Consider the following 12,656-nt stretch of genomic DNA (forward strand, 5'->3'; position numbering starts at 1 on the left):
CAACAGACGCCCCGCCCTTAGTGCAATGCCTGCTTGCGTTTTTTATTTAGGCGAAGACGATCCCCCCGGCAGAGAGGCTGGCCGGCGCGACCCCGACCAGCATCACGGCGTGGTCGCCGACCCTGAGCAAGGTGTTCTCGCCGTTCTGTAACAGGTGCTGCGTGTAGTCGTAGCCCTGCCCCACGCCCGGCACGCCCATGAACACCAGCTTGTCGGTGCTCTGGTAGCCGAAGATCGTGTCGACGCCGAAGTCCCCATTGAACAGGAAGGTGTTGGTCCCGCCGTTGCTCGAGTACAGGACATCAGTGCCGGCGCCACCGACAAAGGTCACGCCGCTCTTGTCGCTGCGCAGCACATCGTCGCCCCCGTGACCGAACAACCAGTCGCCATTGACGCTAGCCACCAGCGTGTTGCCGTAGGCGTCGCCATTGAGCGAATGGTTGTAGGGGGTCAGCTGGTTGCCGGCCAACAGCCCCTTGCCGGTGACGCTGTGGGTCACGTCATCCATGAACAACCCCCAGAACCCCCAGAGGAACCCCGGCTCCTTGCTGATAATCGCCCCGATGTCGCGGGTCATGCTGATTCCGCCGTAGGCATCGCGCACATACAGGGTGCCGGCGCCGTCGTTGGCGAAACTGAAGTTCTTCAGCGACTGCTGCAGGTCCAGGGTGTTGTTGCCCTGGCCGCCCAGCAGGATGTTGTAGCCACCGCCGTCGCGGAAGGTGTCGTTGCCGGCGCGGCCTTCGATGAAGTCGTTGCCACGCCCACCCTTGAGCAGGTCGTTGCTGTCGGTGCCGATGATGAAGGTGCTGCCCTTGTGCAGTTCGGCGTTGCGATTGAGGTCTTCGACCCAGGTCTTACCCCGATTGGCCTCGGACAATGTGGAGGCGATGATGGTCGAGTCCTTGCTCGTCAAGTCGTAGAAGGCCGAATCGGCCACCCGGTTCAGGCCGGCGGCATAGCTATCGGCAGCGTGGGCGCTCCAGGACAGCGGGTTGAGGATGCTCTGCGGCAACAGGTTCTCCAGGCCCGAAGCGTAATGGTCGTTGAAGTTGACGATGTTGTTGGTCGCCGATGCCTGGGACTTGTCGTGCACGCCGAGGGACGACCAGTCGAACGAAGTGCCGTCGAGCGCTCGGAACACCGGATCGTTTTCGTAGCCGATGTTCAACACCTTGCCCCCCGAACTCTGGGTCGGCGAAGCGAACGCCACATACTGCGCATCGGCATAGAAACCGCCCCAATGATCGCTGCTCAGTTGCGCCAGGCTGTTGACCCCCAGGCCACCCAGGCTGTGACCGCTGACCAATACATCCTGGCCGCTCAGTCCCTGGCTCCTGGCGAACTCGGCCACCCGGGAGAACAGCTGGTTGAAGGCGTTCTTGCTGTAGTCGTCCGCGTAGCCCGACGGACCGAACGCCGCCTGCAGGTTGTTATAGATATCCCCCAGGGTATCGCACAGGCCCAGGCCGCCAGTCCCGCGAAAGGTGATGCCAATCGACAGCAACTTGCCGGCGGCGTCATAGCGCCCCAGCACTTCGACGTTGGCCGTGGTGAAGCCCGGCTGTTCACCGAAGAAAGTGCCCTCGGGCCCGACCGTGCCGTGGTAGCACAGTTGCCCGGCGGAAATCGGCTTCCAGCCCGACGCCAGCGCTTGCCCGGTGGGCGTGTAAGCATAGAGCGCCAGCTCCAGGGCATCGCTGTACAGCGTTTTGCCCGACTCGCCCTTGAAGTTCCGGTAATCGAATACACCCATGATGTGCATGCCTCGCTTTTATAGTTATTGGCCACGAGCCTCAGAACTGCCATTCCAGGGTCAGGCCGACCCCATGACTCTTGTCCCGTGAACCCAACAGGCCTTTGTAGTCCAGGTTTACCCGGGTATCGCGGCCCAGCAACAGGCCGGCGCGAGCCCCGATCACAGCAGCGTTACGGTCCAGCGCAACGCTCTGTACGTTGAACGAACCGCCGCCGGCAAAAGCCAGGTGCTGGTCCGAACTGATATCGCTCAAGTTGTGCTGCCAGCCGAGGGTACCGGCCAGCTCCAGCTGCCGGGCATCGGACAGGGCGAAGCGTTTGCCGGCCCGCAGGCCGAGGGTCGAGAGCACCGCGTCGCGGTTGTCATCGCCACTGCGCAATGCGCTAGCCCCGCCTTTTTCGCGGAAGCTGTCGCTGCCTACATGCACGTAGGCCAGATTGACGAAGGGCTCCAGCGCCACGCCTGGCAACGCCACTTGCCACGCTGCTTCGGTGAACAGTTGGGCGGTCTGGGCGTCACGCTTGACCTTCTGCCGGTCCGAGAACTCGCCATATTGCAGGTCGCGCTTCACGTCGATGCGATGCCAGCTGTAGGAGCCGCCGACGCTCAGGCGCACGGCATCCAGTTGGTGACCCAGGTAGGCACCCAGGTGATAGCTGTCCACCGAGGCCGAGGAATGGGTACCGTCGCCCATGCTCAGGGAACTGTCGCTGTAGCCGGTGAACAGGCCGAGACGGGTGTCCTCGGCGATCAAGCCATCGACCCCGGCGAGCAGGCCGCCGATCGAGGTGGTGTAGTTGGCATGGTCATAACCGCCGTCGGACTTGCCCCAGGCCCCCAGCACCTTGAACCACACGTTGTTGTCGCTGGCCGCGGGCGCTGCCGAGTCGAGCAGGCCGTCCTGGCGCAGGCGGTCGCCCACCGCGTCGCGCAGCTGGCGGCTGTCGTTGATCAGCAGCGTGCCGATGGCCGGGTGGATCTCCCCGGTCAGTTGCTGCAAGGCTTGTTGCGCGCTGGCGGCGTCCGCCGACAGCAGCAGGCTTTCATACACCGGATTGCCCGCCCCCAATTGTTCGGCGGCGGCGCCCACGGAGCGCTGGTTCGGGGTCAGGCCGACATCGCTGAAGGCTGTCGCGTTACGCACCACCTGCAACTGCACGCCGCCGGCGGTGTAATCGAGGTTGCCACCGAGGAACAGGTAGTTCGGCGCGATCGAAGCGAAACGCCCATCGATGCCACCGGCCGCCTGCAGGATGTTGTATTGCCGGCCCAGCAGGCTTTGCGCCTCGCGGGCACTGAGCAGGGTCGGGCTGTTCTCCAGGGCCAGGGTCACGTTGGCCCCTTCGACAGTGGCCTTGCCGCCAGCGACGATCTGGTCGCTGCTGGTCGGCGACAGCTCCACCGCGTAGGTCGAGCCCGGTTGCAGGGTCACGTCGCCCGCCACCTGCAAGGTGCCGATGGAGTTGCCCGGCGCCACGGTGCCGCCACGGTTGGCCGTCAGCGCGGCGATGCGCCCGTTGCCGCCGAGAATGCCGCTGTCATTGACCGTCACGCTTGATGCCAGCGAACCATTGATGGCCAGGCGTCCCTGATTGACCAGGGTCGGGCCGCTGTAGCTGTTGTTGCCGGTGAGCACCAGGGTGCCGATGCCCTGCTTGGTCAGGCCACCGTGGCCGGAAATATCGTTGCGCCAGACATCCAGCCCGCAAGACAGGCCAGTGCACAGGCGCTCGGTGGGTTTGCCGGCATCCACCACGGCGCCGATGCCGGGCAGGTCGACGACGAACTGGCCGGAGCCGTAGGCGCCTTCGACACGGAACTCCTGGGGAATGTCCGCTTCGGTGACGAACATGCCCGGGCCGTCGATGCCCTTTTGCAGGTTGATCATGCCCCAGCCGTACAGCGCGTCGATGCCCGGATCGCCCATGTCGGTAGCCGTGGTCCTCAGCACCGTGGCGATCTGCGAAGCGTTCATGTACGCAAAGCGCTCCATCAGCACCGCCGCCTCGCCCGCCACATGGGGCGCGGCCATGGAGGTGCCGCTCTTGTTGGCGTAGCCGATGGTCATGTCGTCCAGGTTGGTGCCACCGATCACCGCACTGTAGACCCGCGTACCCGGCGCCGAGACGCAGAAGCTCGCGGTGTAGCCGCAGCGCGAGGAGAAGGTGCTGAGGGTGTAGGGATTGGGGCTGGAGGTATCCGGGTTCACCTGCAAGGCCGCCACCGTCATCCAGTTCGGCGCGATTTCCGGCACGAAATAGGCCAGGCCGGCGATGGCGTCCGGGTTGTTCAGGTTGTAGTCGTTACCGGCGGCGAAAATGGTCAGCACGCCACCGCGAGCGGCGTCGATCGCCCCGCTGTAGGCACCACCCTGGCGGGTGCCCAGCAGCGGCTGGATCTGGTCGAACTGCAACTGGGCGTCCTGCACGGTGAAATGCGGGAAGGCCGGGTCGCGGCCGCCCTGGTCGAAACGGTCGGTGATGCCGATGCCCCAGCTGTTGTTGATGATCCGCGCGCCGCTGTTCACCAGGGCGTCCCAGCCGGCCCGGTACACCGCGCCGTCGTTGCCGAGAATGATCCCGTCCTCGGGGCCCGGGTCGCCGTTCTCGGCGCTGATGATCTGCGCGTCGAAGGCCACGCCATGCATCGGCCCGCCATCGCGGCTGCCGGCCGCGATCCCGCCGACGTGGGTGCCGTGGGAGCCGAGCTTGCCGTCGGAACCCACCGAGGGCGTGCCGTCATAACGGAAGGCATCGCCGGCTTTGACCGGAATATAGGGGTCGGTGTATTCGCGGATGCCGCTGGTGACCAGGGTGATCACCTTGTTGTTGCCGCTGAATTCCGGGTGCTGGGCATACACCGGCTGGTCGAAGATCCCCAGCTTGACGCCCTTGCCGGTATAACCGGCGGCATAGGCCTGCTCGGCATGGATCGCCCCCAGGCCCCATTCGGCGTTGAACTCGGCACTGCGCCAACTGCCGGGATCGCCCGGCTTGCCGCCTTCCACATAAGGCGCGGCCTGGGCGCTACCCGCCACGGCCAGGCCACAGATCAACGCGCCACAGGAGGCGCGCACCAGGTTGTTGGCTGCCGGAGCAGCCCCCGTAAAGCTGTATTTCATCGGTACCTTCCTTAGTTGCCTTGCTGAAAATAGTTGCCTTGCTAGAAACACCGCGTCAGACCCGACGCGGCTGGTTTACCGAACAACCGGCCCGCCAACGGCGAGCCGTGCTGTGCCGATAGCTGCTGTGCCGTGCCGACGCGACCTTGCGTCAGCCCGGCGGGGGTCAGAACTGCCAGTTCAGGCTCAGCCCTGCCCCGTGGTTCTTCTCGCGGCTGGCCAACTGGCCGTTGTAATCCAGGCTCAGGCGCAGGTCGCGGCTCAACGCCAGGCTCGCATGGGCACCGACCAGCGCGGCATTGCGCGGCAGCGAGGTGCTTTCGACGCTGAACGGCGCGCCGCCGGAAGCAAAGGCCAGGTGTTCTTCGGCCCGGGTGTTGCTCAGGTTGTGCTGCCAGCCCAGGGAGCCGGAAAGGTCCAGGCGGGTTTGCCCGGACAGCTCGAGGCTTTTCAGGGCGCGCAGGCCGAGGGTGCCGAGCACGGCTTCGCGGCTGTCGCTGCCGCCTTTCAACGCCGCGGCGTCGCCCTTCTCGCTGAAGCTGTCGCGGTGCAGGTGCACGTAGGCCAGGTTGGCGAACGGTTCCAGGGCCAGCGCCGGCAGGTCCAGGCGATAAGCCGCCTCACCGAAGACCTGGCTGGTGCGGGCATCGACCTTGGCTTTCTGCTTGCCGCTGACTTCGACGAACTGCAGGTCGCGCTTGACGTCGGCACGATGCCAGCTGTGGGCCGCGCCCGCGCTCAGGCGCCAGGCGCCCAGCTCGTGGCCGAGGTAGGTGCCCAGGTGATAGCTGTCCACGGAGGCTTTGGAATGGGTGCCGCCGCTCATGCTCAGGGAGCTGTCGCTGTAGCCGGCGAAGGCGCCCAGGCGCGTACTGTCGCTGAGCGCACCGTCGGCCCCCAGCAGCAACCCGCCAATGGAGCTGTTGTAGCCCTCGGTGTCGTGGCTGCCGTCGTTCTTGCCCCAGGCACCCAGCACCTTGAGCCAGAGGTTGCCCTCGCTTTGCAGCACCGCGCCCGGGACCTGCAGACGCTCGCCGACCGCCTCGCGCAGTTGACGGCTGTCGTTGAGCAGCATCGAGCCCAGCGCCGGGTAGATTTCCCCGGACAGCTGCTGGAACGCCTGTTGCGCCGCGCCGGCGCTCGGCGAGCGCAGCAGGCTTTCATACACCGGGTTGCCCGCTCCCAGTTGCTCGGCGGCGGCCGCCACCGAACGCTGGTTCGGGGTCAGGCCGACACTGGCGAACGAGGTGGCGTTACGCCCGATGCTCAACTGCACACCACTGGCGGAATAATCGAGGCTGCCACCGAGGAACAGGTAGTTCGGTTCCACCGAGCCGAAGCGGCCGTCGACCCCGTTCGCCGCCTGGAGGATCTGGTACTGGCTGCCGATCAGGCTTTGCGTCTGTTCCAGGCTGAGCAGCTGCGGGCTGTTTTCCAGGGCCAGGGTGACCCCGGCGCCGTTGAGGGTGGCTTTGCCGCCCGCGACGATGCGGTCGCTGCTGCTGGGCGACAGCTCCACGGCATAGGTCGAGCCCGGCTGGAAGGTCACGTCCCCCGCCACCTGCAAGGTGCCGATGGAATTGCCCGGGGCCACCGTGGCGCCGCTGTTGGCCAGCAACGCGCCGATGCGTCCGGAACCGCCGAGGGTGCCACCGTCATTGACCGTAACGCTGGAGGCCAGCGTGCCGTTGACCCTCAGCAGGCCGCCATTGACCGTGGTCGCGCCGCGATAGCTGTTGTTGCCGCTGAGCACCAGCCAGCCGGCGCCGGACTTGACCAGGCTGCCTTCGTACAGCCGCTGCGCCGCGGCTGCGTCGCGGGCCATGCCGACGGCGTAGTCGGTCTTGTCCTGCTGGCTGGCACCGGCACCCAGGCCGTTTTCCCAGCCCTTGTCCTTCAGGGTCTGTTGCCAGGCCGCGTGCTCGGCGGCGTCTTCGCCCTGGCGCTGCAGCAGCGCCTTGTCCGAGATGTCGTTGCTCCAGACATCGCCCTGCCCGGCGCCCAGGTTGGCGTCGAACACCCCCAGCAACTGCCCCGGACCGCGCATGGCCCGCTCCAGGTTGGGCACGCCCCAGCCGACCCGGCTGGTGGGCGCCTCGGTGATCGAGCCGTCCAACTGGGTGGCGGTGGTCAGCAGCACCTCCAGGGCCTGCTGGTTGTTCAGGTAGGGATAACGCTCCATCACCAGGGCCAGCGCGCCCGTGGCATGGGGCGCGGCCATCGAAGTGCCGGACTTGGTGGCGTAACCGCCGCCGGGCACGGTGCTGGAGATCAGCCGCCCGGGCGCGGCCACGCACCAGTACTTGGCGATGCCGCACTGGTTGTAGCGCTGCTGGTTATTGGCATCCAGGCCGGACACCGCCAGCCAGTGGCCTTCCAGCTCCGGCTGGAAGTACGGCAGCGCCGCGCGCACGCTGGCGTTGGCGTAACCGCTGTTGCCGGCGCTGAACACGTTGATCACGCCCTGGCGCGATACCTCGGCGGCCGCATCCAGCCAGGTGACCTGGCCATAGTGCTGGGCATAGGCGGCGTGCAGGTCGCCCAGGGTCTGATAGCTGACACCCGGCGGCTGGCTGCCCCAGCTGTTGTTGATGACGCGCGCCCCGGCATCCGCCAGGGCCCCGTACACCGCCTTGAAATACTGCGGGTCCGGGGTCGGGCCGAACAGGAAGCTGTCGTTCTTGTTGGTGTTGCCCACATAGACCTGGGCATTGAACGCCACGCCATGCATGCCAACGCCATCGCGGGCCGCGCCCATGGTGCCGGTGACATGGGTGCCATGGCTGTCGTTGTTGCCGTTGAGCACCCCGGAGACGCTGAACGGCGTGCCGTCGACATAGGTGCCACTGGCGGTGACCCCGTGGAAACGCTCGGGCGATGCTTCGCCATAGCTGGCGTCGAAACCCGAGTCGAGGGCGCCGATCTTTACCCCGCTGCCGGTGATGCCGGCGGCATAGGCGGAACTGGCGCGCATGCGTTCCAGGCCCCAGTCCTGGGTGTACTCGGCCGATTGCCAGCTGGCCGGCACCCCCAACTGGCCGGTTTCCTGGTACTGCGCCTGGACCATCCCGGGCAGTGCCACCGCCGATAGCGTGGAGCAGGCCAGCAACGAGCGGCGACTCAGCGCCTTGAGCTGATAAAAGCGTCTATCCATGTGATGACTTCTCGTTTTTTGTTTTTGTCGAAAATGTCAGGTCGGGCCGCCCTCGGCCGCCTTTTTGTCAGTTCATGAGCCGGGCCTGAAGGCTTCGTCGACCCTGGCCAGGTCATCTTCCCGCAGGGTGCCTGCGTAGTAGTGCAACTTGGTCCAGGCCATCAAATAGTCGTAACGGGCCTGGGCCAGGTCGCGGCGCGTGGTGTACAGCTGTTGTTCGGCGTTCAACGCATCGAGGTTGACCCGTTCGCCACCGAGGATGCTCTGCTTGGTCGAGACCACCAGGGCCTCCGCCGAGATCAGCGCCTTCTGATAAGCCCGTAGTTTGCTGACCCCGGACAGGCAAGCGCTGAACTGGCGCCGCAGCTCGATCAGGGTGGTGCGGGTCTGCGAATCCAGCTCGTACTCGGCCTGCTCCATGCTCCGGCTGGCCTGGCGGGTGGCCGCCGAGACACCGCCACCGGCGTACAGCGGCATGCTGATTTCGATGCCGATGGTGTTGGTGTCGTAGCGCTGGTTGTAGGTGTTGCCGCTTTCCGACTCGACCCGGCGCGAGGTGGCATAGGCACTGAGCCGCGGCAGGTGGCCGGCGCGGTTGCGCTCGATCTCGTAACGCGCCACTTCCACGGCATGGCGCTGGGAGGCCAGGTTCGGGTTGTTGCTGATCGCCAGCTCGTGCCAGGCGTCGTAGTTGGCCGGCGACAGGGTGAACGACTCGAAGTGTTCGCGCAGCGGGTCGAGGTCGCGGATGTCCACGGTCGGCACGCCGATCAATGCACCCAGCTCGCGCAACGCCGCGTCCTGCTCGTCGCGGGCCTCGATCTCCTCGGCGGTGGCCAGCTCGTAGCGCGATTCCGCTTCGAGAATGTCGGTGCGGGTGCCCTCGCCCTGGCGAAACATGTGCTCGTTCTGCTGGAACTGCTGTTCGAAGGCCTTCTTCTTGGCCTGGGCGATCTCGATCTGGTCCTGGGCGAACAGCGCCTGGGTGTAATAGGTCAGCACCCGCACCAGCAGCTCCTGGCTCTTGCCGCGAAAGTTCTCGTCGGCGAACAGCGCCTGGGCCACGCCCTTGCGGTAGGCGGCATAAGCCTCGTAGTCGATCAGTGGCTGTTGCAGGGAGAAGGTGGAGCCGTAGCTGTCGTAGTTGCGGTCATCGTGGCTGGTGCCGCCGCGGCCGTCGGGCACGGTGGCCTGGGAGTTGTTGCGGCCCTTGTTGTAGCTGTAGTTGAGTTTCGGCAGCAGCCCGGCGCGGCCGATGATGCGGTTCTCCAGGCCCGCATCGCGCTCCTTGATCGCCCCGAGGAACACCGGGTCGTTGCGCAGGGCCTGTTCGTAGACCTGGAACGGTCCCATGGCCTGGGCGTTGGTGCACGCCAGCAAAGCGACTGTAGCTCCGAAGATGGAAAGCTGACTCATGCGACGGAACATCCTTACTCCTCGGTCAATGCGGAACCCGCCCGGTCGAGCAGGGGTTTGAACAGGTAATTGAGCAGCGAGCGCTCGCCGGTGCGGACGAACATTTCCGCCGGCATGCCCGGCTTGATCACCAGGCCGTTGAGCTTTTCCATGGCCTGGTCGCTGACGCTGCTGCGCAGCACGTAATAAGGCACGCCGGTCTTTTCATCGACCATCTGGTCGGCGGAGATCAGGCTGACCTCGCCGGACACCCGCGGCGTGCGGCTCTGGTTGAAGGCGGTGAACAGGATGTCCACCGGCAAGTGGTTGCCGACCTTGTCGATCAGGTTCACCGGCAGGTGTCCTTCCACTTCCAGGCGCGTGCCCTGGGGCACGATCTCCAGCAGGTTTTCCCCTGGGCGGACCACGGCGCCTTCGGTGTGCACCCCGAGGTTGACCGCGATGCCGTCGGCCGGCGCGAGGATCTCGCTGTGCTGCAGGTCGAAACCGGCCGAGGTCAGTTGCTGTTCCAGGGTCAGGCTTTTCAACTGGGCGTCGGCCAGCTGGCTGCGCACTTCTTTCTGGTACTCCTCACTGTGCTGTTGCAACTTGAGCCGCGACTCGAGGATGCCCTGCTCCACCCGCCCGCTTTCGCCAGTGTTCTGCGCCAGTTCCTGCTGCACCTGGGACAACTGGCGCTGGTACTCCATCAGGCGGTTGCGCGGGATGTAGCCGTTGTCCGCCAGGGGCTGCAGGTTGGCCAACTGCTGGCGCAGGGACTCGGCCTGGCTGTTGAGGTCGGTACGCGCCCGGCGCATCCCCGCCAGTTGCGCGGTGGCGCCTTCGATATTGGCGCGGATTCCGGCCTGCTCGCGGGCGAAGGCCTCGCGCCGGCTGCTGAACAGTTGCCGCTGGCCTTCCAGGACCAGGGCCAGGGCCGGGTCGGGATCGGCGCTCAGGGCCGGGGGAAACTCCACCTGCTTGAGGTTGTCGCGCTCGCTCTGCCAGCGCGCCAGGCTGGCCCAGGCCATGCGGTACTGGGCCTGCAGCGACTGCACATCGGCCTCGACCTGGGTCTGGTCCAGGCGGAACAGCGGCTGGCCCTGCTTCACCGCCTCGCCTTCACGCACCAGGATCCGGCTGACGACGCCGCCGCTCATGGATTGCACGGCCTTGCGCTTGCCCGAGACCACCACCGTGCCTTGCACCGGGATGCCCTGGTCCAGTGGCGCCAGGGCCGCCCAGACAAAGAAGCTGCCGGCGCCGGCCAGCGCCAGCACCCAGCCCATACGCGCGAAGAACCGCGCGTCGCGCTCGGGACGCTCCGGCGCGTAACCTTGTTCGATCATCATTTCGCTGTCCTTGCTCATGCGCCTGGGTTCCGTGTCGGGGCCTGATAATGTCGGCTCATGCTCAATCCGCCCGGGGCCATCGGGGCCGAGGTTTTTTCCCGCTGCTGCTGTTCCTGGGGCTGGGCCTGGTGTTGATTTTGCGCCTGGGCCTGGGCGCCACTGGACAACGCCTTGAGCACTTCCTGGCTTGGGCCGAAGGCCTGCAGGCGCCCTTCGTTGAGCACCAGCAGCTTGTCGGCCTGGGCCAACGCCGAGGAACGATGGGTCACCAGGATCACGCTGGTGCCCTGGGCCTTCATCTGCGCGATGGCCGACGCCAGGGCGCTTTCGCCCACGGTGTCGAGGTTGGAGTTCGGCTCGTCGAGCACCACCAGCCGCGGCTGGCCATACAGCGCCCGGGCCAGGGCCACGCGCTGCTTCTGGCCGCCGGACAGGCCGCTGCCGTCATCGCCCAGCAGGGTGTCGTAGCCCTGGGGCAGGCGCAGGATCAGTTCGTGCACGCCGGCCTGTTGCGCGGCCTGCACCACCTCCTGCGGATCGGCCTCCTGAAAGCGCGCGATGTTCTCGGCGATGCTCCCGGAAAACAGCTCGATGTCCTGGGGCAGGTAACCGATGTAGGGCCCCAGTTCGTTGCGGTTCCAGCGATGGATATCGGCGCCGTCCAGGCGCACCGTGCCGGCCAGGGTCGGCCATACGCCCACCAGCACCCGGGCCAGGGTGGATTTGCCGGAGCCGGAAGCGCCGAGCACCCCCAGCACCTCCCCCGCCCCGAGGTTGAAACTGACCTGCTGCAGGGTCGCCATGCGCTTGCCCGGCGGGCCGGCGCTGACCTGCTCGAAGCTCACCTGGCCCTTGGGCGCGGGCAGCGACATGGCCGTGTCGCTCGGCGGGAAGGCCTGCAACAACGAGTCCAGGCGCTGGTAGGCCAGCTTGGCGGAACTCCACTGCTTCCAGACGGCGATCAACTGGTCGATCGGGCTCAGCACCCGGCCCATCAGGATCGAACCGGCGATCATCATGCCGGCGGTCATGTCGCCCTTGATCACCAGCAAGGCGCCCAGGCCGAGCACCAGCGATTGCAGGCACAGGCGCAGGGTCTTGCTCAGCGAGCTGATGACCGCGCCGGTGTCGCTGGCCTGGTTCTGCAGGCCGAGAAAACGCGAATGCACCTCGAACCAGCGCTTGCGCAGCGCGCCGAGCATGCCCATGGCCTGGATGGTCTCGGCATTGTGCAGGTGGCTGGTGGCCAGTTGCGTGGACTTCTGCGAATAGCCGCTGGCCTCGCCCAAAGGCTTCTTGGTCATGGCTTCGTTGAGGTACGCCAGGGCGATCAGCAATACCGCGCCCGCCGTGGCTAACACCCCCAGCCAGGTATTGAACAGAAAGATCACGAACAGGTAGATGGGGAACCAGGGCGCGTCGAAGAAGGCGAACAGCGCAGGTCCGGTGACGAACTGGCGGATATGGGTCAGGTCGCCCAGGGACTGCCCGGCATGCCCTTCGCCGCGAAACAGGTTGCGTTCGAACGCCGCCTGGTAGACCCGCAGGTTGAAACGACGCTCCAGCTGGCTACCAATGCGGATGACGATGAAGCTGCGCACCACCTCCAGCAAGCCGATGAACGCGAAGAACCCGACCACCATCAGCGACAGCATCACCAGGGTGGTTTCGTTCTGCGAGGAAAGTACCCGGTCGTAGACCTGGAGCATGTAGATCGAGGGGACCAGCATCAGCACGTTGATCAGGGCGGTGAAACACCCGACGCTGATCAGAATGCCTTTGTAATCGCCCAGTGCCTTGAACAGTGGTGCAGTGGTCTTCGCCATCTTCATTGGTCTTTCCTGAGCTGTATATCCCGTGCCAAAGGCGCAGGAC

The 12,656-nt window shown here is 65.9% G+C and carries 6 protein-coding genes; all 6 read right to left on the reverse strand.

From position 1 onward, the window contains the following. Positions 1-46: 46 nt before the first annotated feature. The 6 genes from IF690_RS16265 to IF690_RS16290 all read right to left on the reverse strand — a co-directional run bounded on the left by IF690_RS16265 (position 47) and on the right by IF690_RS16290 (position 12,613). Complete coding sequence (locus IF690_RS16265; protein WP_202696475.1) at positions 47-1,756, reverse strand: polyurethane esterase; 1,710 nt, start codon at positions 1,754-1,756, stop codon at positions 47-49. Between the two features lie 40 nt (positions 1,757-1,796). After that, a complete protein-coding gene (locus IF690_RS16270; protein WP_202696476.1) occupies positions 1,797-4,880 on the reverse strand; it encodes an autotransporter serine protease in 3,084 nt (1,027 codons plus the stop codon). Positions 4,881-5,046: 166 nt separating this feature from the next. Next, positions 5,047-8,034 (reverse strand): autotransporter serine peptidase EprS, encoded by a 2,988-nt coding sequence (gene eprS, locus IF690_RS16275; RefSeq protein WP_202696477.1) that lies wholly within the window; start codon positions 8,032-8,034, stop codon positions 5,047-5,049. Positions 8,035-8,106: 72 nt separating this feature from the next. After that, positions 8,107-9,462: a TolC family outer membrane protein gene (locus IF690_RS16280; protein WP_202696478.1), complete on the reverse strand. Its 1,356-nt coding sequence runs from the start codon at positions 9,460-9,462 to the stop codon at positions 8,107-8,109. Positions 9,463-9,464: 2 nt separating this feature from the next. Next, the gene (locus IF690_RS16285) at positions 9,465-10,781 is read right to left on the reverse strand and encodes an HlyD family type I secretion periplasmic adaptor subunit (RefSeq protein ID WP_502710183.1); all 1,317 of its coding nucleotides are present in this window, start codon (positions 10,779-10,781) and stop codon (positions 9,465-9,467) included. 14 nt (positions 10,782-10,795) lie between these two features. Then, positions 10,796-12,613 (reverse strand): type I secretion system permease/ATPase, encoded by a 1,818-nt coding sequence (locus IF690_RS16290; protein ID WP_202696480.1) that lies wholly within the window; start codon positions 12,611-12,613, stop codon positions 10,796-10,798. Between the last annotated feature and the right edge of the window lie 43 nt (positions 12,614-12,656).

Source organism: Pseudomonas sp. SK3(2021) (assembly GCF_016772375.1).
In the GTDB taxonomy this organism is placed as follows: domain Bacteria; phylum Pseudomonadota; class Gammaproteobacteria; order Pseudomonadales; family Pseudomonadaceae; genus Aquipseudomonas; species Aquipseudomonas chlororaphis_I.